Origin of the sequence: Paenibacillus sp. YYML68 (assembly GCF_027923405.1) — a bacterium.
Classification (GTDB): domain Bacteria; phylum Bacillota; class Bacilli; order Paenibacillales; family NBRC-103111; genus Paenibacillus_G.
Window position 1 is genome coordinate 657,670 of the sequence record NZ_BQYI01000001.1, and the last position, 25,339, is coordinate 683,008.

The following is a 25,339-nucleotide window of genomic DNA, read 5'->3' on the forward strand; positions in this document are numbered from 1 at the left end:
ACATAGCGCTTGGGGCAGCTGCAGAGCCACCAGACGGGTCGTGCATAACCTTCTGGGAATCGAAGAATACTATGGTCAGTCGAATTCCCTCCATTGTATACAAGGGTAATCCAGTCTGTATCACATTCTTCAAGGAAAGCGAGGCATCTAGATTATGAAAGCAACTGGAATCGTTCGTCGTATTGACGATCTTGGCAGGGTCGTGATCCCCAAGGAGATCCGCCGTACTCTGCGTATCAGGGAAGGGGACCCTCTTGAAATTTTCGTAGACCGCGACGGAGAGGTCATTCTGAAGAAGTATTCTCCGATCGGCGAGCTCGGGGATTTTGCTAAGGAGTATGCCGAATCGCTCTTTGAAAGCACGAATCACATTACCATGATATCGGATCGCGATACAATGATTGCGGTGGCAGGCGGCTCGAAGAAGGAGTACTTAGACAAGGCAGTAGGTAGCCTGATTGAGACTTGCATGGAAAACCGGAAGGCGACGCTGGAGAGCGGCGCAGGCACTTATGAGCTGTGCAAGGACGCTGCAGAAGTATATGGCTCTTATGTTATCGCGCCAATCGTAGCGGGCGGAGACCCGATCGGTTCGGTCGTACTGGCTTCGAAGGATGAGAACGTGAGAATGGGTCAGATGGAGCTGAAGATGGCAGAGACAGCCGCAGGCTTCCTGGCTAAGCAGATGGAGCAATAACCGGAGCAATACGGATGAAGGGCTCGACGGCAACACCACAAAGGCAAGCTTCCTGATGTTCTTCCGAAAGGGAGAGGCAGGAAGCTTTTTCTTGTCTAGGGATAGACTCTGCACTAGAATATAAGGCAGCGCGGTGCATTCAAGTATATGAAAGATAGAGCCGAATTGGTAAATGATTAGGGATGCGCTATAATGGTGGGGCTGATTGGCACGCACGGGAGGCAGATGTAAGGATGCAGCTACAGAAGGAATGGATGAGGCTCTGCCTACGACGGACAGGCTGCCTATGGCGAGGGGGCGGCTATGGAAGGGGAGCATAAGCCTGATCAGCGCGAAGGCGCATCGGGTCATGTAACTTCAATGAAGAGGGACAGTGCGTCCGGCGGTGCGGGGCGCACGATTCTGAAGGGAGCGGCTGTGCTCGGCATCGCAGCGGTCATCACGAAGCTGCTCGGCACGCTGCAGAAGATACCGCTGCAGAACCTCGCGGGAGACGAGGTATTCGGCATATACAGCGCCATCTATCCGCTGTATACGATGCTGGTCTATGTCGCGACAGCGGGCTTCCCGATCGTCGTCTCAAGCTTCGTTGCGGAATACGCGGCTAAGGGGCATCACGAGGAAGGCAAGCGCGTGCTGCGTGTCGCTTGTATCGTACTGCTGGTGTCGGGAACGGCGGGCTTCCTGCTTCTGTATGGCAGCGCTCCTCAGCTGGCGGGCTGGATCGGCTCCTCACGCGCGGAGCCTGGCATTCGTGCGATCTCCTTCGCGCTGCTGCTTGTGCCGGTGATGTCGGCGCTTCGGGGTTATTACCAAGGCTATGGGCGGATGGAGCCGACCGCGTGGTCGCAAGTAATTGAGCAGGCGGTGCGGGTAGCGGCGATGGTCGCCTTGCTGTTCGTGCTGCTGGAGCTGCAGGCGGGGCCTGCGACGATCGCTGCAGGCGCCACGTTCGGCTCTGTCGTCGGGGCAGCAGCAGGACTAGTGGTTACGATGACGTATTGGCTGCGGGAGCAGAGACTGCAGGGCGGGGTTAAGCCCAGGGCGGCTTCTCAACTTCGGTGGCGCGACGATATGAGACTGGCAAGACGGCTTGCGGTATATGCGATCCCCGTATGCTTAGGTGCGTTGACGACGCCGCTGCTCGGACTTGTGGACGTATTCATGATACCGCGCTTGCTTCGCAGCTCGGGTCTTGATGAGGCGCAGGCGATGTACGCCTTCGGCCTGTACAATCACGGGCAGCCGCTCGTGCTGCTCGTGTCGATGATTGCCGCCTCGATGGCGGCGGCGATCGTCCCGGCCATTGCCGAGGCGCGGCATCGTGGTGACCGCGAGGCGGTGCGTGCGCGTGCGGGCTATGCGCTGCGGCTGACGTGGCTGCTCGGTCTGCCAGCCTCGGTCGGGCTCGCGATGCTGGCGGAGCCGATCAATGTGATGTTCTTCCGCACGAGCGAAGGGACGTCGGCGATGCAGGTGCTGGCGTTCACCGCGGTGCTGTCTGCGGTGAATCTCGTCGCGGGCAGCGTGCTGCAGGGGCTCGGCGCCGTGCGTGCGCCGGCGCTGTACCTGCTGGTCGCCACGCTGGCGAAGCTTGCGCTGAACGCGGCTCTCGTGCCGCGTCTGGGCATTGACGGCGCCGCCTGGGCCGCCGTCGGCGCGTTCGCGCTCGCGGCTGTGCTCGCGCTCGCGCACAGCCTGCGTGCCGCAGGCGTCCAGGCGCCTCGCGGCCGTGCGCTCCTGCTGCCGATGCTAAGCATCGGCAGCATGGCGCTCGGCCTCGCGGCCTGGACGCACGGCGCAGCGCCGCTTCTCGCGCGACTGGCGGCAGCGATGCCCCCGCGGGGCATCGCTGCGCTCGTCGCGCTCGGCGGCGTAGCTGGCGGCGCGCTGCTGTACGCGCTCGCGTTGTTGCTGCTGCGCGTCATCACCGCGCAGGATCTCGCGCACGCGCCGCCACTGCAGCGCGTGCTGCCGCAATGGCTGCAGCGGCGGCTGCGCTAAGCCGCGTGCTCACGCTGCGCGCGGGCGGTACGCAGCCGCCCCGCACATCGAGCTGGCGCACGGCATGTCTGCTACAGCCGCGTTCGCACGCACACATCGAGCTGTGGCTGAGCATGGCGAGTTACAGCCGCCTTTTGCACACCTACATAGAGGCTATGGATAGAGGAGGAGAGAGCATGAGCGCTCAACCGCAAATAACGGTCGTCGGACTGGGTACCGGCGACGAGAACCAATTGACGCTAGGCGTATGGCGCAAGCTGCAAGCAGCTGGCAACCGGGGAGGCGCGGTGTACTTACGCACGAAGGAGCATCCGATGGTGACGCTGCTTGATCATCACGGCATCCGCTACGAAACGTTCGACGCGGTCTACGAGGCCCATGAAGGCTTCGAGGCAGTCTATGAGACGATTGCGGAATCGCTCCTCGCGAAAAGTGTCGAGCCTAATGCAGGAGAGCTGCTCTACGCCGTTCCCGGTCACCCGATGGTAGCGGAGAGAACCGTACAGCTGCTGCGGGAGCGCTGCTCGTCAAGGGGCGTTCTGCTCACGATGATGGGCGGAGAGAGCTTCCTGGATCAAGCGTTCTTGCGGCTCGGCTTCGATCCGATTGAAGGCTTCCAGCTGCTGGATGCGACAGAGCTGAAGGCATCGGCGATGAACCCGCGTATGCATACGCTGATCGGACAGGTGTACGATACGTTCACCGCCTCAGATGTGAAGCTTACGCTGATGGAGCTGTATCCCGACGATTATCCGGTAACGGTCGGGCATTCGCTTGGTGTAGCTGGTGAGGAGCGAGTCCGAGAGGTGCCGCTGTATGAGCTGGACCGCGTCGAGGGCTACGGTAACCTGTCACTCGTCTGGGTGCCGAGAACGGATCGGGATGACGTTCGGAATCGCACGTTCGAGCGGCTGCACGAAATCGTTGAAATCTTGCGCAGTCCGGACGGCTGTCCGTGGGACCGCGAGCAGACGCATGAGTCGCTGCGGCGTAATCTGATCGAGGAAGCGTACGAGGTGTTGGAGACGATCGAGGAGGACGACCCGGAGCATATGCGCGAGGAGCTCGGCGACTTGCTGCTGCAGGTGATGCTCCATGCACAGATCGAGGCCGATGTCGGTTCGTTCACGGTGTACGACGTCATTGCAGAGCTGAACGAGAAGCTTATTCGCCGTCATCCGCATGTGTTCGGAGCAAGCCAAGCCGAGGATGCCGAGGAGGCGCTCGTCAATTGGCAGCAGATTAAAGCAGAGGAGAAGCGTCTTAAGGGCATTGAGCCAGGCAGTCAGTCGGTGCTGGGCGGTGTTCCCCGCGGGCTGCCGGGCCTCATGAAGGCGTACAAGCTGCAGAAGAAGGCGGCTGAGGTCGGCTTCGACTGGAAGACGCTCGAGGACGTGCTGCCTATTGTGCAGTCCGAGCTGGATGAAGTGATCGAGGCGATCCGCACGAGCGGGAAGGCCGAGCAGCATGAGGAGCTGGGCGATCTGCTCTTCGCCGTGGTGAATCTGGCGCGCTTCCTGAAGGTCGAGCCGGAGGAAGCGATGGCTGACGCCAGTCGCAAGTTCGTCATGCGGTTCCAGTACATTGAGGAGCAGCTGAAGCAGAGGGGCTTGACACCGCAGGAGGCGGACCTGCAGCAGATGGAGGATTTGTGGCAGGAAGCAAAAAAAGTTCTCAAACGTAGTAGTGAATAGAAGGATTTTCCTATAAAACAAAGAACTTATAAGTTCAGTGTGATCACAGAGGAGGCAATTGACCTATGAACAAAATGGATCTGATCAACAACATTGCTGAAAAAAGCGGCATGTCCAAAAAAGACGTAGAATCCGTATTGAACAGCTTCATCGGCGAAGTAACCGATGCGCTGGCCACTGGCGATAAAGTTCAACTGATCGGCTTCGGTACATTCGAAACGCGCAAGCGCTCGGGACGTACCGGTCGCAACCCGCAGACAGGTCAAGAAATAGTGATCCCAGAATCGAACGTGCCTGCCTTCAAGGCTGGCAACAAGCTTAAAGAAGCGGTGAAGTAATGAGGCTCGATAAATTTCTGAAGCTCTCGCGGCTGATCAAGCGGCGTACCGTAGCGAAGGACGTATCCGAGCAAGGCCGCGTATGGATTAACGGCAGAGAAGCGAAGCCGAGCAGCGCGGTGAAGGTCGGAGACGAGCTGACGGTGCAGTTCGGGCAGAAGCTCGTCACGATTCGCGTCGAGCTGTTGAGCGAATCGACGCGGAAGGAAGATGCCGCGAAGATGTACACGCTGTTGAAGGAAGAGATGAATAAGCAGGAGACGGATTCTTTATTCTAAGCGGACCTCCGTCCTCTTGCGTGAATGCTGCTGGCAGCTTTGCCGCCTTGAGGAGTGCGCTTTCGATGGTACGGCGAGGTATGGCAAAGCTTTTTTCGTCGTATGAAGCGCGGTGGCTTCAGCCTCTGGGCACACTAACCATGCCGTTCTCTATTGCACACATAGAGCGCTTCACGGCGCGTTCCTTGGTCAAGGTTCTAAATACATGTCTCCTCCCATAGCCTATAGTAAACAAGCTTTGGCTCAGGGCTGCTTCTTAATTGAAGCGGGCTGGGCAAGGCGTCAGGAGGGGACGAACCTATGGTGGAGCAACCGGGCAAGGTGAAACGTCAGGAGATCAAGATGCTGAATCGCAAGCTGCTCGAAGTATCTGGCGTCCTGAACGTAGAGAGCTTCGACAGCGAGGAGTTTTTGCTGGAAACCGACAGCGGCTATCTGATGATTAAGGGGCAGAACCTGCATATCAAAAACTTGAGCCTTGATCAAGGGTTAGTGGCGATTGAAGGCTATGTCCATGAGCTGGCGTATCTCGATTCGAACGGGCAGGGCAAGTCCAAGGGGCTGTGGGGGAAGCTGTTTAAGTGACGCTACACGTCCAATTCCTTACGCTGGGCATGATGTGCGCGGGAGGCTTGTCACTAGGCGGCTTATTCGATCTGTACCGGGTGCTCTCTGGCCAGCTGAGAGTGCCGGTATGGCTTCGGGCCGTTCTCGATCTCGTGTACTGGCTCGCTGGAACCGTTATCGTATTCCTTCTGCTCTATGAGAGCAATTGGGGGGAAGTTCGCCCTTTCATCTTTCTCGGTCTAGGCATTGGTGTAACGCTTTACTTTTTGCTGTTTAGCCGTTCGGTGATCTGGGTAATTAACGGCATGATCCGCATCGTGCTATGGATCGCGCGTCTTCTCCGCCAGCTGGTCATTATTTTCATTATACGACCAGCCATAGGACTGTATCGGCTTGCGCTTATTTTGTTTGGTTTTGTGTGCGCTGCCGCTATTTTCATGTACCGAGTTGTGTTACAATTGCTATACCCATTGTGGCGACTCGTTACTTGGCTGCTTCGACCGCTGGGCAGATGGCTGCGTATTCCAGTTCCAGGCTGGCTGCGGCAAGGGTATGAACGGGTTGTGCGCCTGATCCGCAAGCTTTTCCAATGAATGAAGGAGGATTCTGAAGGATGCAACCCAATTCTAAAGCCGTTCAGACTCAACTTCAGAGCAAAGGTGTCATTCGCAGACGCCGGTTGGTGATGCTGGTGATGATATGCTTTTTGAGCTGGGCAGGCGTAACGCTTTGGAATCAGAATGATAAGATTCACGCACGCAAGGAGCAGGTTGCCGCATTGCAGGCGAAGCTGGCGGAGACGCAAGCGACGAATGACAGTGTGCAGCGCGAGCTCGAGCGGCTGAACGATCCGGAGTATGTGGAGCAGATGATTCGCAAGGAGCTGCAATATGTGAAGCCCGGCGAAACATTGTTTTATACCCCTCAATCAGGGGGCCGATAACGATAAGCCGCACACAGCATTCCTTTGTTGACCGCAATGCATGGGTGCGTTATAATCGGCATAGCTTCGTTTTCTTATGTTTTTCTAACTATTTAAGGGAGGAACAGTTTACTTTATGGCAATTGAAGTGGGCAGCAAGCTGCAAGGTAAAGTTACAGGCATTACTCACTTTGGGGCGTTCGTTGAGCTATCCGAGGGAGTGACAGGGTTAGTTCATATCTCGGAGATTGCAGATAACTACGTCAAGGACGTGAACGATCATCTGAAGCTAGCCGATATCGTTACGGTGAAAGTGATTAATGTCGACAAGGACGGCAAGATCGGATTGTCCATCAAGCAAGCGGTGGACCGCCCTGCAGATGCCGCTCCTCCAACAAGGCCCGCTCGTTTTGAACGTCAAGGCGGAGACCGTGGCGGTGATCGTGGAGGCTTTAACCGAGGTGACCGTGGGGACCGCGGCAATCGTGGAGGCAAGCCACCCGTTGGCCGACTCAGCTTTGAGGACAAGATGGCGCGTTTCTTGAAGGATAGTGAAGATCGAATTTCCTCCCTGAAGAAGAATACGGAAGGCAAGCGTGGCGGACGCGGTGCGCGTCGCGACTAGTCTGCTCCTAAGGTGACAGCCTGCTGTACGACTAGCGTGTGTCATCAGCACGATCAACTGAATATAACTGACAAGCCGTTCGTACCTGCCCAGGTGAGCGGCTTTTTTGCGTCCTGTCATCCAGTAAGCGTCGCTATAGCAAGCCTTGACAATCAGCTTCGCACTAAGCTATACTGATGCTTATTGTGGCGGCGTAGCTCAGCTGGCTAGAGCGTACGGTTCATACCCGTAAGGTCGGGGGTTCGATCCCCTCTGCCGCTATTAGGAATGTACAAGAAGACCCTTGGTTCCGATGCACCGTTGTCGGAATGAGGGTCTTTGTTTTGTTGCTGAGCTTACCAGGCTGCTGGTCGCGTTTATCGACTTGCATGGTCCTTGTCACACTGCCATTCGCCCTGTGCAGACTAGTTTTGTCGAGACAAGGTGCCCGCCTTGTGCAAATCGACATGTAAACACGTTTTCGCCATTCATTCGAAGCGAACGGCCTGCGAACGTGCGGTGACGAGTCTGTTTACATATTTATGTGTATGCGCTTACAACATTGGCTATAGAAGCACTCCTTCACATTTCGCAGGCTACCTGATTTTGTCGGAAAAAACTTTGAGCCGACTTCCTGATTATGACAAACTTTCTGTTGTGTAAAGGATATACTAAGCCTACTAATAGCTTATGGGTGGTGTATCGAAATTATGCTAAGAAATCAGCTCTTCAAACGAATGAGCTCGACAGGCTCGGAAAGCACGAGAAAACTGCGGGCATCCATCAAGGCTGCCTTCAATGAAAACAGACTCGTCCAAGCTGTCGTCGGTAAGAAGTGGTCGATCCTGCTGTTGTTCATGGCTTTCCTCCTCGGTCGGGCAATGATTCTCGACGAGCTGGCTCCATTCGGTGTCGCGATCTTTGCGGTCATGTACTTCCTGCGGCGAGAGCTGCTGCTATGGACGGCCGTGTTCGTGGCGGCGGGCAGCCTGTTCTCGGCAGATCCCGTGCATACGGGCTACGTGCTGGCGGAGATGGTCGTGTTCTTGCTCATGCAGAAGGGCGTTGAGCGGTTCCAGCGCTCCGATATCTCCTACGCCCCAGCGATGGTATTCATGACCGTATTCTTCGTGCAGATGTTCGCCTCTCTGTCAACTGAGGGGATGAGCTGGTACACGCTGATGATGATCGGCGTCGAGGCGCTGCTGAGCTTGATTCTGACCCATATCTTCCTGCAGGCGCTGCCTGTATTCACCTTAACTCGTAAAAATTATAGTCTCAAAAATGAAGAGGTCATCTGTCTCATTATTCTGCTCGCCTCGGTCATGACCGGAACGGTCGGCTGGACGGCCGGCTCACTTACGATTGAGCATGTGCTGTCGCGCTACTTGATCCTGCTGTTCGCCTTCGTCGGCGGGGCACCTCTTGGCGCCTCCGTCGGTGTCGTGTCCGGGCTCATTCTCAGTCTGGCCAACTCCAGTGCGATCTACCAGATGAGCCTGCTCGCCTTCGCCGGCATGCTCGCCGGATTGCTGCGGGAAGGGCGAAGGATGGCCGTTGCCTTCGGCATGCTGCTCGGCACGTCGATCTTATCGGTCTACCTCGGTAATCAATCGGAGATTATGAGCTCGACCTGGGAATCGGTGGCGGCGGCAGCACTGTTCCTGATGACCCCGAGGGGTGTAATTGAGATGCTTGCGAAGTACGTGCCGGGCACTCAGGAGAATCTGAAGTCGCAGCACGATTATGCGAAGCGGGTTCGCGATGTGACGGCCCATCGGGTCGAGCAGTTCTCGGAGGTGTTCCGTCAGCTGTCGCGCAGCTTCAAGCAGATTACGGTCGATTCGCAGCCGCTCCGCAAGGAGGAGGAGGTCGGCCACTTCATGAATTCCGTCGCAGAGAAATCGTGCGCCACGTGCTGGAAGCGACAGCAATGCTGGGACGAGCGATTTTACCAGACGTATAAATATATGACCGATATGATGACCGAGGTAGAGCTGAACCCGGGTATGTCGCGCAAGGAGCTATCCAGTGAGTGGAAAAAAATATGTATCAAGCCCGATCAGGTGCTCGGCGTTATGCAGCAGCAATATCATATGTACAAGAACGATCAGCACTGGAAAAGGCAAATCATGGACAGTCGCCAGCTAGTCGCTGACCAGCTGTCCGGCGTCTCCCAGGTGATGGAGGATCTCGCGAAGGAGATCAAGCGGGAGGGGCAGGAGCTGTTCATGCAGGAGGAGCAAATTCGGTCCGCGCTGGAGGAGCTCGGCTTATCGATTCATTCGATCGATATTATTAGCCTTGATGAGGGCAATGTGGAGATCGAGATTATCCATCAGTACACAAGAGGCTTCGACGAGTGCCGTAAAATTATAGCGCCGCTGCTATCGGAAATCGTGGGCGAGCATATCGCCGTTAAGGAAGAGCAGCCGCTCGAGCGCAAGGAAGGCTACAGCACGGTCGTGTTCGGCTCGGCGAAGGAGTTCGAGGTCGAGACGGGGGTGGCAGGAGCGGCCAAGGGCGGCGACCTGCTGTCGGGCGACAGCTTCAGCACGATTGAGCTGGGCAACGGGAAGTTCGCGGTCGCGCTTAGCGATGGGATGGGCAACGGCGAGCGGGCACGTGCGGAGAGCAGTGCGGCGCTGTCGATCTTGCAGCAGCTCTTGAAGTCTGGGATGGATGAGAAGCTGGCGATTAAGTCGGTCAATTCCGTACTGATGCTGAGATCGTCCGACGAGGTGTTCGCCACGGTCGACGTCGCACTCATTGACCTGTATAGTGCGAATACGACGTTCATGAAGATCGGCTCGACGCCTAGCTTCATTAAAAGAGGCGACGAGGTGTTCCCGGTGACGGCGAATAACTTGCCAGTCGGCATTCTGCAGGATCTCGACATCGATCTAGTCAGTGTACCGCTCAAGCACGGGGACGTGCTCATTATGATGACAGATGGCATCTACGACGCACCTGGTCATGCGGTGAACAAGGAGCTGTGGATGAAACGGGTGATTTCGGAGATTGAGGCGGACCATCCACAGGACTTCGCTGACATTTTGCTGGAGCGGGTCGTACGTTACCACCACGGGGAAATCTATGACGATATGACGGTGATGGTCGCGCGCGTAGAGAAGTTCCAGCCGGAATGGGCGACCTTCCGAACGCCTCATGTGCAGCGTATTGAGCGCCCGAGAACCGTTAGCTAATGAGCATATATGTCGAACGAGCCGTCTGGCGCTTATCGCGCGCAGGCGGCTTTCTTTTTTTTGACGCGTGCAAGTTTAGAATTCTCTCACCCCGCCCACACTAATATAATAGGATGTTCGAGGCTTGCCTACGAGATTCGAGTTCTCCAGGAGGGGTATCATAATGAAGCAAATCATATTGATTACAGACGGCTGCTCGAACGCAGGCATTAGTCCAGTTATCGCGGCGGCGCAGGCGAAGGCCGAAGGCATCATTGTTAATGTGATCGGAGTGTCGGACCTCGGTGAGACGGGACGGCTCGGCGCTTCGGAGATTGAAGAGATTGCGAAGGCGGGCGGCGGCATTAGTCGGATGGTGCGTCCGGTACAGCTGTCGCAGACGGTGCAGATGATGACGCGCAAGACGGTGATGCAGACGGTACAGCGTGCCGTAGGAGAGGAGCTTCGAGTCATACTCGGGCATAGCCGTGTCGAGGCGCTGCCTCCTGAGCAGCGGTCCGAGGTTGTTCGGGTGATGGATGACTGGGCAGAGAGGGCGAGCCTCAAGGTGGCTTTGCTCATCGACGCCAGCGCCAGTATGAAGCCGAAGCTGCAGGCAGTGAAGGAAGCGATCTACGATTTGCAGTTAAGTCTGCAGTCGAGAGAGGGGGAGAGCCTGCTGTCTGTATTTCATTTCCCAGGTAATGGCTCTGGTAAAGAGGAGGTCGAGTTGGACCTCGATTGGACGAGAGATGTTGCAAACCTGAATCGATTGTTCTATAAATTAAACATGAAGGGTACGACACCGACCGGGCCCGCCCTCATAAAGGTCATTCAATTTATATCCGGTTCAGCCGATGATAAAGGTAGACACGAACGTTCGAGCGTCGTTTCCTACGGGCACAGCAGCCCGGCTCAACGGCAAGGGGAAGGGATATGGAGTGACTACATCGTATAAGCCCTCGTTACCGACTGGAGCAATCGTAACAGGCACGTGGAACGGAAACCGATATGTCGTCGAACGGCTACTAGGTGAAGGTGCCAATGGTAAGGTTTATCTCGTCCGGCGTGGCAGCAAGACGTACGCGCTGAAGCTCGGCTTCGACACCGTCGATCATCAATCGGAGGTGAATGCGCTGAAGTCGATCGCGCGAGCGTCCGAATTTCGCAAGCATTGGATCGAAGCGGATGATCTCGACTGGCAGGGCAAGACGTATCCGTTCAGTGTGATGAGTTATATTAAAGGTAAGCCGCTGCATGAATTCATTCGTGACAACGGTACAGATTGGATGTACGTTATCGGCTTGAATCTGCTTCGCAAGCTGACGCAGCTGCATGCATGCGGTTATATATTCGGCGACCTGAAGCCGGAGAACGTGCTCCTTACGTCCTATGGTGAGGTGGAGCTGATCGATTTCGGAGGCGTGACGGCGAAGGGGCGTAGTGTGAAGCAATTTACCGAAGCATATGATCGAGGGTATTGGAATGCAGGCGGTCGTGTCGCGGATGAGGCTTACGATCTGTTCGCCTTCGCGGCGTTACTGGTGCATGCTGCCGGAGACGGCCGCCGCTTCGAGCAGGCGATGGGGATGCTTCCGCAAACCCGGAGTAGCGAGGGACTCGTGGAGCTGGTGTCGAGCACGCCGCCGCTGCGCACGGTCGAGCCGATCCTGCGGCAGGCGCTAACAGGCCGATACGACAGCTCACGTAAGGCGCTGGCGGACTGGAGAGCCAGAAGCGTACACGCCGCACGTCCTGCACAGCCGGTCCGTAAGCAGCATGGGGGATGGATCCAAGTCTGCTTCACCGCCTCCGTCGTGCTGTTCGCGGCAGCGATGTACTTCGCGTGGCCCTAATGAGCCCAGTATGAATGAGTTATAGTGATGAGTGATGGAGAAAGGTCGGGAATCTACATTGAAGGATGCGCATGCGCTGCAAACGAAAATCGGACGTTTCATCGAGGATGAAGCGCTGCTGAAGCAGGGAGAGGGAGTAGTCGTGGCGGTGTCAGGAGGACCTGACTCGATGGCGCTGCTCCATCTCTTATTCGCGTTGTCGAACTCGTACGGCTGGAGCATTGTTGCGGCTCATGCCGACCATGGGTTCCGAGGCGAGGAGTCGGCAGAGGAAGCGTCCTTCGTCATGAGCACGGCTGCGGCCTGGGGCATTCCTTGCTTCGTGACACGGCTCGATATGCCGGCCTACTTGCAGCAGCATGGCGGCAACCCGCAGGCGGTGTCCCGGGAGCGTCGCTATGCGTTCCTGCGAGATATGGCCATACAAGTAGGCGCGACGAGCATAGTGCTGGCCCATCATGCCGACGATCAGGCGGAGACGGTGCTCATGCGGTTACTGCGCGGTACGAGTCTGTCCGGACTTGGAGGTATTCCGGTGCGCCGCATGTATGAGCCGGGCATCGAGCTGGTGAGGCCGCTCATTCGGGTCTATAAGCAGGAGCTGCTTGACTATTGCGAGGCTGTGGGCATCCCATACCGCACAGACAGCAGCAACCTCGATACGAAGTATACCCGCAATCGGATTCGGCTTGAAGTTATGCCTTTCCTATCCCGTTACGAGGAACGGCTGCCGGAGACGCTGAATCGATTGGCGCTAGTCGCCGCTGATGAGAACGACTGGCTAGAGGCGCAGACCCGAGAGGTCTGTAAGTCGAATATTACGTTTGGCGACGGGGAGGCTGCTTGGTCGGCGCAATGGTTCGGCGGGGTCCACGTTGCTTTACAAAGGCGATTGATTAAACTAATATTAAGTTATCTCAAGTATGATCCGGAACGCGTCGTCTTCGAACGGATCGAGCATATCCGCAGCTTCGCGCTTCAAGGCACCGCAGGCAACGCACTGCTCCTCATTGAGCCTTCACTCACGCTACGCAGGGAATATGATCGGGTCATTTTACATACTATGGTGTTACCAACAGGCTCATACTGCTACGAGGTGCATGAAGGGCAAGCTGAACTGAGCATTGCGAAGACGAGGACGCGACTGTCCTTTCTGTGGCTGGATCGCGCTGAAGCGGTAGTGGGGCAGCCTGCAGACGACGAAGCGGTGTTCGATCTTGCGAACATTTCTCTTCCTATATACATCCGTAGCCGCAGAGATGGGGATCGAATGTCTCCGTTTGGGTTAAACGGGTCCAAAAAGGTGAAAGATATGTTCATTGACGCGAAGGTGGCAGCACGTAATCGGGAACGTACACCGATTATTACGGATGGTGAGGGTCGGCTGCTGTGGCTGCCCGGTGTCCGCAGATCATCGCTGGCACCGGTAACGGAAGAGACGAAGCGGCTTCTGGTGATGAGGCTTTATTTCGATTAACTTACTGTAGGAGGATCTCTTTTGCAAAACGATGTACTGGAAGTTCTATACTCAGAAGAGCAAATTCAAGACAAGGTCAAGGAAATGGGCGAGCTGATCAGCCGCGACTTTGAAGGGCGCAATCCGCTCGTCATTTGCGTATTGAAGGGCGCGTTTATTTTTATGTCCGATCTCGTGAAGCGCATTACGATTCCGCTCGAGCTTGACTTCATGGCGGTATCGAGCTATGGACATTCGACCAAGTCGTCGGGCGTCGTCAAGATTATCAAGGATTTGGACATCTCCGTAGAAGGGCGGCACGTCTTGATCGTTGAGGACATTATTGACAGCGGTCTGACGCTCAGCTACCTCATCGATGTACTGGAGCGGCGCAATGCGTTATCCATTACAGTCGCAGCCTTGTTCGATAAGCCCGCTCGCCGGACGGTGGAGCTCGATGCCGATTACAAGGGCTTCGTCATTCCTGATGCCTTCGTCGTTGGTTATGGACTTGATTACGCGGAGAAGTATCGGAATTTGCCTTATGTCGGCATATTGAAGCCTGAGGTTTACTCCCACTAGCATTTCTTGAGAAGCCAAGACGTGCTATGGTACAATATACAAAGTTGCCGTTTGTAGAGAGGAGGTAGGGGATGAACCGCATCATTCGCAATACAGGCTTTTATCTGCTTATCTTTCTGGTCACTGTCGGAATCGTTTCCTTCATTAGTAACCGTGGAGAGCAGAAGACCGTTATCAGCTACGATCAGCTCCGCCAGCATCTAATCAGCAAGAACGTGGAATCGATCGTAGTGAAGTATGATGCTCAGACGTATTTGGTCAAAGGGGAGCTTAAGTCTGCGGAATCGCCAGAGAAGAAGAAGTTCGAGGCTCGAGCGCCGTATGAGGAAAGCAGCGGAAACATATTCCGTCTGATCGAACAAAGCGACATTCCCTCGGGAAACGTTTACATTGACAAGATGGAAGGGGACAATGTTTGGATCAGCTTCCTTACCTCCATTATCCCGTTCGTCATTATCTTTATCCTGTTCTTCTTCCTGCTCAATCAAGCCCAAGGCGGCGGCGGGAAGGTCATGAACTTTGGAAAAAGCCGGGCAAGGCTGTATAACGAGGAGAAGAAGCGCGTTACCTTCGAGGACGTTGCCGGGGCAGACGAGGAGAAGCAGGAGCTGGTCGAGGTTGTCGAGTTTTTGAAGGACCCGCGCAAGTTCGCCGCAGTCGGAGCTCGTATTCCGAAGGGCGTCCTGCTGAATGGACCTCCGGGAACGGGTAAGACGCTGCTTGCTCGTGCTGTAGCAGGCGAGGCGGGCGTACCTTTCTTCAGCATCAGTGGCTCCGACTTTGTGGAAATGTTCGTCGGGGTTGGTGCATCCCGTGTACGTGACTTGTTCGAGAATGCGAAGAAGAATGCTCCTTGTATCATATTCATAGATGAAATTGATGCCGTTGGTCGTCAGCGCGGCGCCGGTCTTGGCGGCGGTCACGATGAGAGAGAGCAGACGCTCAACCAGTTGCTCGTCGAGATGGACGGCTTCGGGGCCAACGAGGGCATCATCATCGTAGCAGCGACGAACCGTCCGGATATTCTCGATCCGGCCTTGCTTCGTCCGGGACGCTTCGACCGTCAGATTACAGTCGATCGCCCAGATGTGAAGGGCCGCGAGGCTGTCCTGAAGGTGCATGCGCGCAATAAGCCGCTTGCCAAGGATGTGAAGCTGGATCAGCTGTCCCGCTACACGACCGGGTTCACCGGTGCGGACCTCGAGAACCTGCTGAATGAGGCGGCACTCATCGCAGCTAGGCGTAACCGCAAGGACATCTCTATGGCTGAGATCGATGAAGCGTTCGACCGCGTCATCGTCGGTACGCAGAAGAAGAGCCGTGTCATTAGTGAGCGTGAGAAGCGGATGGTCGCTTTCCACGAAGCAGGACATACCGTAGTCGGACTTCACGTCGAGGACGCGGAGATGGTACACAAGGTAACGATCATCCCTCGCGGACGGGCAGGCGGCTATGTGATGATGCTGCCCAAGGAAGGCGAAGACCGGATGATGCAGACGAAGAACGAGCTGCTCGATAAGGTGACAGGACTTCTCGCAGGACGTGTTGCCGAGGAGCTGTTCATCGGTCAGATCGGTACAGGGGCGTATAGCGACTTCCAACGCGCAACTGGTATTATTCGCCGGATGATTACTGAATTCGGGATGAGCGATAAGCTCGGTCCGATGCAATTCGGCACGTCCCAGGGTCAAGTATTCCTCGGCCGGGATATCGGTCATGAGCAGAACTACAGCGATGCTATCGCGTACGAGATCGATCAGGAGATGCAGTCGATGATTCGCGGCTGCTACGATCGTGCGAAGGAGATCTTGACCACGCACAGCGACCAGGTCAAGCTGATCGCCGAGACGCTGATGGAGAAGGAAACGCTGGAGAAGGATCAGATTCAAGAGCTGATCAAGAACGGCAAGCTCGGAGAGAAGCAAGAAGCGGAGGATGCAGCGCCGCAGCAGCTGAGCTCTGAGGATTTGAAGATCAGCATTCAGCCAAGGGATGATGAGTCAGCAGGTAGTAAGCCAGGCTCCTCGGATGACGAGGCGAAGTAATAGAAGAAAGTCGGTGCCTATAGGTGCCGGCTTTTCCTTTTTTATTGTAGGCTAAGAACGGTCCGAATACGGAAAACTATGCACATGAACACGCTATGCACGTTACGGCTCGAATAAAGGCGTTTTTCTATAGTGGAGCACCGATTTTAGTCATTGACATCACGTATGTGCACGTGTAAATTAGGTTTAAATCTTTATTATGCTTGTGAACATTTTCACCAGCTTGGTGATGAATAGGAAGGTGTGCCATGGAAGCACTAGCGCTAGAGAGGAAGGCTGAGCAGCAGCGAGAGCTGAAGGAACGGATTGCCCAGCTGAAGAAGGAACGGAACGCCATTATACTTGCTCATTATTATCAGCGTGATGAAATACAAGAGGTCGCGGACTTCCGCGGAGATTCCTTCTTGCTCGCTCAAAAGGCAGCTTCGACGGATGCAGAGGTGATCGTCTTCTGCGGTGTTCACTTCATGGGGGAGAGCGCGAAGATCTTAGCGCCGAACAAGACGGTGCTTATTCCCGATGAGCGTGCTGGTTGCCCGATGGCGGACATGGTCAATGTGGACGGCTTGCGCGCACTGAAGAAGCAGCATCCGAATGCGAAGGTCGTCGCCTACATTAACACGTCGGCTGATGTGAAGTCGGAGACGGATATTTGCTGTACGTCAGCGAATGCGATTAAGGTTATTGAGTCGGTTGACTCAGATGAAATTATTTGGGTGCCGGATAAGAACTTGGGCGACTACGTGTCTAAGTTTACGAACAAGAAGATGATTATATGGGAAGGCTATTGCAATACGCATGACATGCTGACGGTCAAGGACGTTGAGGAGATGAAGGCTCAGCATCCGAATGCACAGTTCGTCGTCCATCCGGAATGCCGCCCAGAGGTCGTGAAGCTAGGTGATTTCGTAGGCAGTACGACTGCGATCATTAAGTATTGCAAGGAGTCGGATTGTCAAGAGTTCATCGTTGGAACGGAGGACGGAACTGGCTATCAGCTGCGACTAGACAGCCCTAATAAGACATTCCACTTCGCTACTAAATATCTCGTCTGTCCGAATATGAAGGTGAACAATCTGAAGAAGGTTGTGAAATGTCTGGAGACGAACAGTCCGCAGATATATGTACCGCAGGACGTTGCCGATAAGGCCAGAGCTTCTCTAGAGCGCATGCTGCTTGTTAAGTAGCATGCGCTACTTCTCTGTTAAGAAGGTGCAAGCTATTGATTCCTCGTTATCTCGTTAATTTTGATACCGAGTCCATTCCGTGTGTATACACGGATGTCATTGTGATCGGCGTAGGCATCGCCGGTCTTTTTACCGCACTTAAGAGCGCGGAAAAGCACAAGGTGCTGATGGTGACGAAGAAGTCTTTGCTCGATAGTAATACCCGTTATGCGCAAGGTGGCATTGCTGCCGTCATCTCGGATGAGGATTCCCCGGCGTACCATCGTCAAGATACACTTATTGCAGGAGCAGGGCTCTGTTCGTCGTCAGCGGTCGATGTCCTCGTCCATGAAGGGCCTGCTGGTGTCGAGGATCTGATTCGTATGGGCACCGAGTTCGATATGGAGGACGGACAGTACGCATTGACGAAGGAGGGCGCTCACAGTCAGCGCCGTATTCTGCATGCGCAAGGGGATGCGACGGGAGCGGAGATCGTACGGGCGTTGTCCGAGAAGACGAAGCAGGACCCGAACATTGACATTTGGGATGATCACTTTGTTATCGATCTGATCACTGAGAACGGAGAATGCTTCGGTGCGTTGATTCAGAAGCCGGACGGTCAGAAGGTGCTTGTCTGTGCTAATGCAACGGTACTCTGCTCTGGCGGGGCTGGACAGCTGTATCGATATACGACCAATCCTGACATAGCGACAGGAGACGGTATCGCGATCGCTTACCGTGCCGGCGCGAACATTCGTGATGTGGAGTTCATTCAATTCCATCCGACGGCTCTCTGTTATTCCGGAGCGCCACGATTCCTCATCTCCGAGGCGGTTCGAGGGGAAGGGGCTGTGCTGCGCAACATTCATGGAGATCGCTTCATGGAGCGCTATCATCCTCAGCTTGAGCTGGCGCCGCGGGATATTGTTGCTCGTGCCATCGTGAGTGAGATGGAGCAGACAAGCTCGATGTTCGTCTATATCGACTTTACCCATGAGTCGGAGGAGACGGTGAAGCATCGATTCCCGACGATCTACGAGACATGCTTGAACTACGGACTGGACCTGTCCAGCGATTGGATTCCGGTCGCTCCGGCTGCGCATTATATGATGGGCGGTGTCGAGACAGACTTGTATGGAGAAACGGTGATCAAACGTTTGTTCGCCTGTGGTGAAGTGTCATCAACCGGTGTACATGGCGCGAATCGACTCGCTAGTAATTCACTATCGGAGGCGATCGTCTTCGGCAGGCGAATCGTGGAGCGAATCGACCACCTGAGCTCGGTCGGAGCGATGCCAGCGCTGTCTGTTAACGATGAAGGCAAGGAGCCGATGACTCAGCCAGTCGTGGAGAAGAAGCTGAAGCTGCAGAAGCTGATGCTTCGGTACGTCGGTCTGAAGCGCAGCGGAACAGGGCTTGCGAAGGGCTATGAGGAGCTGAAGCGTCACGAATCATTTTTCAACAGTGTGCTATCTAAGCGTGAGGAGTACGAATTTGCCAATCTGCTTACGTGCGCATTGCTGACGACAGAGGCTGCACTTATCCGGGAAGAAAGTCGCGGTGGTCACTATCGAGAAGATTTCCCAGAGCGGGATGATCTAGTATGGCGCAAGCATACCGTCTTCAATCGGATGAACGGGATGACGGAGGGACGAATCGATGAATATTGAGCTGAATGTGGCAGCACTTGAGGCAAGTATACGAGCTTGGCTGGAAGAAGATATCGGGATGGGCGATGTGACGACGATGTCGACCATCGCTGCCGATTCGCTAGGAATTGGAATTATTCATGTGAAGGATACGGGTCTTGTTGCGGGTGTACCCGTAGCAGAGGCCGTATTCCGCGTCGTAGATTCGAGTCTGCGGTTCGTGCCGAAGGTGTCGGACGGACAAGCTGTTGAGTACGGAGCTGTGCTTGCTGAAGTGTACGGGAGTACACGGAGTATTCTGCTCGGCGAGCGGCTGGCACTCAACCTCATGCAACGTATGTCCGGCATTGCTACGCGAACGCGGCAATTCGTCGAGCGTCTCGACGGGCTGCCGACACGTCTAGTCGACACGAGGAAGACGACACCTGGCCATCGCATGCTGGAGAAATACGCAGTACGAATCGGCGGCGGTCATAATCACCGATTCGGCTTGTACGATGCTGTGATGATTAAGGATAATCATATCAAGGGTGCCGGAGGCATTACACAAGCGATTCAAGCCGCAAGAGGCAGCATCCCGCATACGATGAAGATTGAGGTCGAGGTGGAGAGTCTGGAGCAGCTGGAGGAGGCGCTTGCCGCGAGGCCCGATATTATTATGCTAGACAATATGACACCGGATCAGATGCGCACAGCTGTCCATCGCATGAAAAGCACGGCTCCGCATATCATGGTAGAGGCATCGGGAAGCGTAAGCCTGGACAATATCCGAACAATCGCCGAGACTGGCGTCGACGTCATCTCTGTAGGACGGCTGACGTACTCTGTGCAGGCACTCGATATCAGCCTTGACCTGAACGAGCAGAAGGCGCCGGGTACATCGCTATGATCCTTGTCGCCGATGTGGGGAATACTAACATCGTGCTTGGCTTATATGACAAGCAGGAGCTGCTGCACCATTGGCGTCTAAGCACGAATCGCTCAACTACTGCCGATGAATATGGAATCATGATGTTTAATTTGTTCCAGCACGCGGGCATCTCCTTGGAGCAGGTTGAAGGCGTTATTATCTCGTCTGTGGTGCCGCCTCTCATGTTTGTGCTGGAGCAGTTGTGTTTAAAATATTTGAAGAAGGCGCCGCTGATCGTCGGTCCCGGCTTGAAGACCGGGCTAAATATACGCTCGGAAAATCCTCGCGAGGTGGGTGCTGACCGTATTGTCAACGCAGTCGCCGCGATAGAGCTGTACGGTCCTCCTTGCATCGTAGTTGACTTCGGGACGGCTACGACGTTCGATTACATCGACGAACGGGGTCAATATATAGGAGGTGCCGTTGCTCCAGGCATTGGCATCTCGACGGAGGCGCTGTATCAGCGAGCGGCGAAGCTTCCGCGAATCGAGCTGGTGAAGCCGCGCAGCGTCATCGGGCGTAATACGGTTAGCTCTATGCAGGCTGGTATTATTTATGGCTTCGCGGGGCAGGTGGACGGCATAGTTGAACGAATCAAGCAGGAGAGCGGTCAGTCCTCAAGGGTCATTGCGACGGGTGGCTTGGCGGAGCTGATTGCAAGCGAGTCCCGCACGATTGAGCTGGTTAATCCGCTGCTGACACTTCAAGGGCTTCGCATCATTTATGAACGAAATATGTGAACTTTTTGAACGGTAAGTACGTCCATACATATTGAAGTGAACAAAGGAGCAAACAATGCGCGATTATTTAATTCGAGCAACAGCTTGCGGTGGGCAGGTACGTGCCTTCGCGGTTCGAACGAAGGCGCTCGTGGAGGAGCTGCGCACCCGTCATTCGACGAGCCCGACGGCAACGGCCGCACTAGGTCGAACAGTTACGGCGGCCGCGATGATGGGAGCTATGCTGAAGGGCGAGGAGAAGCTGACAGTCCAGATTAAGGGTGGGGGCCCGATTGGTCAAGTGGTCGCAGACGCGAATGCAGCCGGTGAAGTACGCGGCTACGTGGATAACCCGGAGGTCGAGCTGCCCTTGAACACGGCTGGCAAGCTGGATGTGGCCGGCGTTGTCGGTACCGATGGCTTCCTCTATGTAACGAAGGATCTTGGGCTCAAGGAGCCGTATCGTGGCAGTGTGCCGATCATCAGCGGCGAGCTGGGTGAAGATTTTACGTACTATTTTGCCCAGTCCGAGCAGACGCCTTCTGCTGTAGCACTTGGCGTGCTGGTCGATGTCGATTACACGGTGAAGACTGCGGGAGGCTTCATTATACAGCTGCTGCCAGGTCTGAAGGATGAGGAGATTGCGGCTTTGGAGAGACAGCTGGGCGCGCTTCCTCCAATTACCCGATTGCTGGACGAAGGCGCAAGCTTGGAGCACATTTTGCAGACGCTGCTGCCGGATGTGCAAATATTAGAGACGCGGGACGATATCCGCTTTCAGTGCAAGTGCTCTCGTGAACGCGTCGAGCAGACGATGATCAGCCTCGGTCGCGAGGAGCTTGAGCAGGTGCTGGCAGAGCAAGGTCATGCTGAGGTGGTGTGTCACTTCTGCAATGAGAAATACTTGTTTAACGGAGATGACTTGAGTGTCTTGATCAAGGCGCTTAGCTAGCGGCTCCGAACGGAGTACGGATTGCCGATGACAGAGTGTGGATAGATGAGGGGATTCGAACATGCGTAATGTGAAGCTCTTATGGGGAGTGATTATCGTGCTGCTCGTGGTAGTCGGCACCCTTCTCTCCGTATTGACGGCCCGAACCTCACACCTGAACGCTGACGAACCAGAGATGAACCCGCCGAATCAGGCCGATGATAAACGAATGGTTGCCCATGTGGGAGAACGTACCATCACGATGCGAGAATTGCAAGCACAGCTGCTTGCGAAGCACGGCAAGGAAACGCTCATTCAAATGATTGACCATGAAGTGATTCGTAACGAAGCGGAAGCATCCGGCATTCAGATCAGTGAGCAGGAGATGAAGCGCGAGCTTGAACGGATGCGGCAAGGCTATGATAGTGAACAGCAATACTATGAAGCGATGAAGGAGCAGCTTGGGCTAACACGGGAGCAGCTCGAAGCGGATGTCAGACACCGTCTGCTGGTCGAGAAGCTGTCGATCCGAGGTATCCAAGTTACGGACAGGGAAGTCAGTGCATATATCGCCGAGAACCAGGATGAGTTCAAGGATATCGTCAGCCTGCGCTTCAGCATGATCGTGACGGCATCGAGAGATCACGCTCAGCGGGCCATTAGCGACTTGAACAAGGGCATACCGTTCGACAAGGTCGCGTGGGAGCGCTCGCTGGACGATGTGACTCGGGAGTCTGGCGGTGATATGGGCTGGCTGGAGGAGGAGGACCCGTTCGTTCCGCCGGCTATTATGAAGGCTGCCAAGCAGCTGCAGCCAGGACAGATCAGCAAGCCGCTTGAGGTAGAGGGTCAGTATGTCGTACTGATGCTGACCGAACGCAAGGTGCAGTCCAAGGGCTCGCCCGAGATCATCCGCGAGCAGGTGCGCAAGGAGCTCGCGCTTCGGATCGCGCCATCGACGAAGGAGACGCTGGCGAAGCTGCGAGACAAGTGGAAGGTTCGTATTGTGGAGAAGTTTCAGGATACGAATGGTAACTTTTATGTTGACAACCTTGGCAAGGGTTGATAAGATTGATCTATTAATACCTAGCAGAATACTCGGATATTATAATCGCTCATAAGGAGGACTAATTACATGGCTAGATTAGTACAAAATGTGACTCAATTGATCGGAGACACTCCACTCGTGAAGCTGAACCGCGTTGTGCCAGAGGGTAGCGCGGAGGTATATGTCAAGCTTGAGTTCCAGAACCCTGGAGCAAGCGTGAAGGACCGGATTGCGATTAGCATGATTGAAGTAGCCGAGCAAGAGGGTATTCTGAAGCCGGGCGCAACGATCGTGGAGCCGACTAGCGGCAACACAGGTATCGGTCTTGCGATGGTAGCGGCAGCGAAGGGCTACAAGGCGATCCTCGTGATGCCAGAGACGATGTCGATGGAGCGTCGCAACCTGCTTCGCGCTTATGGTGCACAGCTCGTGCTGACACCTGGAGCGGAGGGCATGAAGGGCGCGATCAAGCGTGCAGAGGAGATCCATGCGGAGAACCCGGACTACTTCATGCCGCAGCAGTTCAAGAACCAAGCGAACGTGAAGGTTCACCGTGAAACGACAGGTCCTGAGATCGTCGAAGCGATCAAGTCGCACGACGGCAAGCTGGATGCATTCATCTCCGGTATCGGCACGGGCGGTACGATTACCGGCTCCGGCGGTGTGCTGAAGGAGAGCTTCCCTGACATTAAGATCTACGCGGTGGAGCCTGCGGCATCTCCGATTCTGTCCGGCGGCAAGCCAGGTCCTCATAAGATTCAAGGCATCGGCGCTGGCTTCGTGCCGGATATTTTGAACACAGGCATCTATGACGGCGTGATCACAGTCGAGAACGAAGAAGCGTTCGAGACGGCTCGTCGTGTGGCGAGAGAAGAAGGCATCCTTGGCGGAATCTCGTCCGGCGCGGCGATCTTCGCAGCGCTGAAGGTAGCGAAGGAGCTCGGCGCAGGCAAGCGCGTTGTTGCCGTTGTTCCAAGTAACGGCGAGCGTTACTTGTCCACGCCGCTGTACCAGTTTGAAGAATAAGTTAAGATGGGGCCTGCTCGCCTGAGCGGGCTTTTTTTCATGCTCATTTTCAAGTATACTAATTCCAATATCAATCCGAACGGAAGAAAAGGCGGAATGGCGAGTGCTGCACACATCTTATGACGCTTGGAACAGTTGGGCAATGACATACACCGTGCTGCCGTATGTGCGAAGCTTCCCCATCGAGCAATCGACAGTCATCTCCTGGGCACCAGCTTGGCAAGAAGCTGAGCCCGGGTCGTTCGTACTAGAAAGCGGGAAGGGAGGACGATATACGTTTCTCGGCCTTCAGCCGGAATCCGAAATACGGGGGTATGGTCTGGAAGCTACGATCACGGAGCGGGAACGGCAGCCTGTGCAATGGCACGGGAAGCCGCTCGAGCTCGTGAAGCGATGGATGGAGCCTTACAAGGCTCCGCTAGTAGAGGGAGTGCCTAAATTTACCGGTGGCTGCGTCGGCTACTGGGGCTACGATGTCGCCCGTACGCTGGAGCGACTGCCCGAGCAGGCGGAGGCGGACTTGCCCGTCCCGGACTACGCGTTCGTTCGAGTGGACGAGCTATGGATCGTCGATCATCACGAGCGCAGATTGTATTGCGCGGTGAGTACGCATGTTCCTGAGGCTGGCCGTCCGGATGAAGCTTGGCTGAGGCAGCAGTATGCCAGCGCAGAGCGCCGGACAGCTGCGATGAAGGCGAAGTGGGATAAGCTTGACGCTGGACGCGAGGATGATGTGCTCCAGCAGAGCTACGAGCGCATGCGTGCGAGCATCGAGGCGGACAAGCTGCATATTGACCTAGATGCACTGGAGGTCGTGCAGGCGGACTTCTCCAAGGAGGCGTTCGTGGACGCGGTACAGCGTATTCAGCACTATATTGGTGCAGGCGATGTGTTCCAGGTGAACTTGTCCGTTCGCCAGCATAAGCCGCTAGAGACAGCTCCCGAGGATATTTACGAATGGCTTCGTCTTGTCAATCCGTCCCCGTATATGGGACTGCTTCGCTTCTCGGACTTCCAGCTCGTATCCGGCTCGCCAGAGCTGCTCGTGCAGCTGGAGCGCGGTGTTGTTCGCGCACGGCCGATCGCAGGGACGAGGCGGCGGGGACAGGATGAGGCCGAGGACCAGCGCCTCGCTGATGAGCTGATCGGTCATGAGAAAGAGAGGGCCGAGCATATTATGCTCGTCGATCTGGAGCGCAACGATCTCGGACGCATCTCGGCGTACGGCACTGTGCGGGTGACTGATCTGATGGTCATTGAGTATTACTCGCACGTGATGCATATTGTGTCTCAGGTGGAGGGACGACTTGCTATTGGTAAGGATGCCTTCGACGTGATCGGCGCCAAGTTCCCTGGGGGTACTATTACCGGTGCACCCAAGGTGCGAACGATGCAGATTATTGAAGAGCTGGAGCCGGTGCGCCGCGGTCCGTATACGGGCTCGATTGGCTGGCTGGACTATAACGGTGATATGGAATTTAATATTATTATCCGAACACTTGTTGCAGCTAATGGGATGGGGTACGTACAGGCAGGGGCAGGCATCGTCATCGACTCGATCCCAGAGAAGGAATATGTCGAAGCAATGAATAAGGCGAAAGCGATGTGGAAGGCAATCCAATATTCGGAGCGGTCCCAATGTGCCGCAGGAGGTCAATAACG

General features: G+C 55.4%; 23 protein-coding genes and 1 tRNA gene. All 24 read left to right on the forward strand.

Going from position 1 to position 25,339, the window contains the following annotated elements; all coding sequences use genetic code 11:
• Positions 1 to 154 precede the first annotated feature (154 nt).
• The 24 genes from spoVT to PAE68_RS03020 all read left to right on the forward strand — a co-directional run bounded on the left by spoVT (position 155) and on the right by PAE68_RS03020 (position 25,337).
• Positions 155 to 697 carry a stage V sporulation protein T gene (gene spoVT, locus PAE68_RS02905; protein ID WP_281883890.1) on the forward strand — a complete coding sequence of 181 codons (543 nt, stop codon included), beginning with the start codon at positions 155 to 157 and terminating at the stop codon, positions 695 to 697.
• A gap of 303 nt (positions 698 to 1,000) precedes the next feature.
• Complete coding sequence (locus PAE68_RS02910) at positions 1,001 to 2,701, forward strand: putative polysaccharide biosynthesis protein (RefSeq protein ID WP_281883892.1); 1,701 nt, start codon at positions 1,001 to 1,003, stop codon at positions 2,699 to 2,701.
• Between the two features lie 176 nt (positions 2,702 to 2,877).
• Positions 2,878 to 4,395 (forward strand): bifunctional methyltransferase/pyrophosphohydrolase YabN, encoded by a 1,518-nt coding sequence (gene yabN / locus PAE68_RS02915; protein WP_281883894.1) that lies wholly within the window; start codon positions 2,878 to 2,880, stop codon positions 4,393 to 4,395.
• A gap of 65 nt (positions 4,396 to 4,460) precedes the next feature.
• On the forward strand, positions 4,461 to 4,733 hold the full coding sequence (locus tag PAE68_RS02920) for an HU family DNA-binding protein (protein ID WP_281883896.1): 273 nt from the start codon (positions 4,461 to 4,463) through the stop codon (positions 4,731 to 4,733).
• Entirely contained in the window at positions 4,733 to 5,011 is a 279-nt protein-coding gene (locus PAE68_RS02925; protein WP_281883898.1) for an RNA-binding S4 domain-containing protein, read from the forward strand. The genes PAE68_RS02920 and PAE68_RS02925 overlap by 1 nt, the downstream gene beginning before the upstream one ends.
• Before the next feature lie 300 nt (positions 5,012 to 5,311).
• On the forward strand, positions 5,312 to 5,596 hold the full coding sequence (gene yabP, locus PAE68_RS02930) for a sporulation protein YabP (protein ID WP_281883900.1): 285 nt from the start codon (positions 5,312 to 5,314) through the stop codon (positions 5,594 to 5,596).
• Positions 5,593 to 6,171: a spore cortex biosynthesis protein YabQ gene (gene yabQ / locus PAE68_RS02935; RefSeq protein ID WP_281883902.1), complete on the forward strand. Its 579-nt coding sequence runs from the start codon at positions 5,593 to 5,595 to the stop codon at positions 6,169 to 6,171. The genes yabP and yabQ overlap by 4 nt, the downstream gene beginning before the upstream one ends.
• Positions 6,172 to 6,191: 20 nt before the next feature.
• The gene (locus PAE68_RS02940; protein WP_281883904.1) at positions 6,192 to 6,521 is read left to right on the forward strand and encodes an FtsB family cell division protein; all 330 of its coding nucleotides are present in this window, start codon (positions 6,192 to 6,194) and stop codon (positions 6,519 to 6,521) included.
• A gap of 115 nt (positions 6,522 to 6,636) precedes the next feature.
• Positions 6,637 to 7,125 carry a S1 domain-containing RNA-binding protein gene (locus PAE68_RS02945; protein WP_281883906.1) on the forward strand — a complete coding sequence of 163 codons (489 nt, stop codon included), beginning with the start codon at positions 6,637 to 6,639 and terminating at the stop codon, positions 7,123 to 7,125.
• Between the two features lie 187 nt (positions 7,126 to 7,312).
• Positions 7,313 to 7,386, forward strand: a tRNA-Met gene (locus PAE68_RS02950).
• Positions 7,387 to 7,841: 455 nt separating this feature from the next.
• Positions 7,842 to 10,310, forward strand: coding sequence for a stage II sporulation protein E (gene spoIIE / locus PAE68_RS02955; protein WP_281890879.1), 2,469 nt, complete (start codon positions 7,842 to 7,844; stop codon positions 10,308 to 10,310).
• Positions 10,311 to 10,473: 163 nt separating this feature from the next.
• Entirely contained in the window at positions 10,474 to 11,247 is a 774-nt protein-coding gene (locus PAE68_RS02960) for a vWA domain-containing protein (RefSeq protein WP_281883908.1), read from the forward strand.
• The gene (locus PAE68_RS02965; RefSeq protein ID WP_281883910.1) at positions 11,231 to 12,145 is read left to right on the forward strand and encodes a serine/threonine protein kinase; all 915 of its coding nucleotides are present in this window, start codon (positions 11,231 to 11,233) and stop codon (positions 12,143 to 12,145) included. The genes PAE68_RS02960 and PAE68_RS02965 overlap by 17 nt, the downstream gene beginning before the upstream one ends.
• 34 nt (positions 12,146 to 12,179) lie before the next feature.
• Positions 12,180 to 13,622: a tRNA lysidine(34) synthetase TilS gene (tilS, locus tag PAE68_RS02970; protein ID WP_281890881.1), complete on the forward strand. Its 1,443-nt coding sequence runs from the start codon at positions 12,180 to 12,182 to the stop codon at positions 13,620 to 13,622.
• Between the two features lie 21 nt (positions 13,623 to 13,643).
• Positions 13,644 to 14,183 carry a hypoxanthine phosphoribosyltransferase gene (gene hpt, locus PAE68_RS02975; protein WP_281883912.1) on the forward strand — a complete coding sequence of 180 codons (540 nt, stop codon included), beginning with the start codon at positions 13,644 to 13,646 and terminating at the stop codon, positions 14,181 to 14,183.
• Positions 14,184 to 14,254: 71 nt separating this feature from the next.
• A complete protein-coding gene (ftsH, locus tag PAE68_RS02980) occupies positions 14,255 to 16,228 on the forward strand; it encodes an ATP-dependent zinc metalloprotease FtsH (protein WP_281883914.1) in 1,974 nt (657 codons plus the stop codon).
• A 248-nt stretch (positions 16,229 to 16,476) separates the two neighbouring features.
• A complete protein-coding gene (gene nadA / locus PAE68_RS02985) occupies positions 16,477 to 17,415 on the forward strand; it encodes a quinolinate synthase NadA (RefSeq protein ID WP_281883916.1) in 939 nt (312 codons plus the stop codon).
• Positions 17,416 to 17,450: 35 nt separating this feature from the next.
• Positions 17,451 to 19,064 (forward strand): L-aspartate oxidase, encoded by a 1,614-nt coding sequence (gene nadB / locus PAE68_RS02990; protein WP_281883918.1) that lies wholly within the window; start codon positions 17,451 to 17,453, stop codon positions 19,062 to 19,064.
• Entirely contained in the window at positions 19,054 to 19,932 is an 879-nt protein-coding gene (gene nadC, locus PAE68_RS02995; protein ID WP_281883920.1) for a carboxylating nicotinate-nucleotide diphosphorylase, read from the forward strand. Before nadB ends, nadC begins: the two co-directional genes overlap by 11 nt.
• Positions 19,929 to 20,693 carry a type III pantothenate kinase gene (locus PAE68_RS03000; RefSeq protein WP_281883922.1) on the forward strand — a complete coding sequence of 255 codons (765 nt, stop codon included), beginning with the start codon at positions 19,929 to 19,931 and terminating at the stop codon, positions 20,691 to 20,693. The genes nadC and PAE68_RS03000 overlap by 4 nt, the downstream gene beginning before the upstream one ends.
• 55 nt (positions 20,694 to 20,748) lie before the next feature.
• On the forward strand, positions 20,749 to 21,624 hold the full coding sequence (gene hslO / locus PAE68_RS03005; RefSeq protein ID WP_281883924.1) for an Hsp33 family molecular chaperone HslO: 876 nt from the start codon (positions 20,749 to 20,751) through the stop codon (positions 21,622 to 21,624).
• Between the two features lie 61 nt (positions 21,625 to 21,685).
• Positions 21,686 to 22,669 (forward strand): SurA N-terminal domain-containing protein, encoded by a 984-nt coding sequence (locus tag PAE68_RS03010; protein ID WP_281883926.1) that lies wholly within the window; start codon positions 21,686 to 21,688, stop codon positions 22,667 to 22,669.
• Positions 22,670 to 22,738: 69 nt separating this feature from the next.
• Entirely contained in the window at positions 22,739 to 23,677 is a 939-nt protein-coding gene (cysK, locus tag PAE68_RS03015; protein ID WP_281883928.1) for a cysteine synthase A, read from the forward strand.
• Positions 23,678 to 23,819: 142 nt separating this feature from the next.
• Positions 23,820 to 25,337 carry an anthranilate synthase component I family protein gene (locus PAE68_RS03020; protein WP_281890882.1) on the forward strand — a complete coding sequence of 506 codons (1,518 nt, stop codon included), beginning with the start codon at positions 23,820 to 23,822 and terminating at the stop codon, positions 25,335 to 25,337.
• Positions 25,338 to 25,339 lie beyond the last annotated feature (2 nt).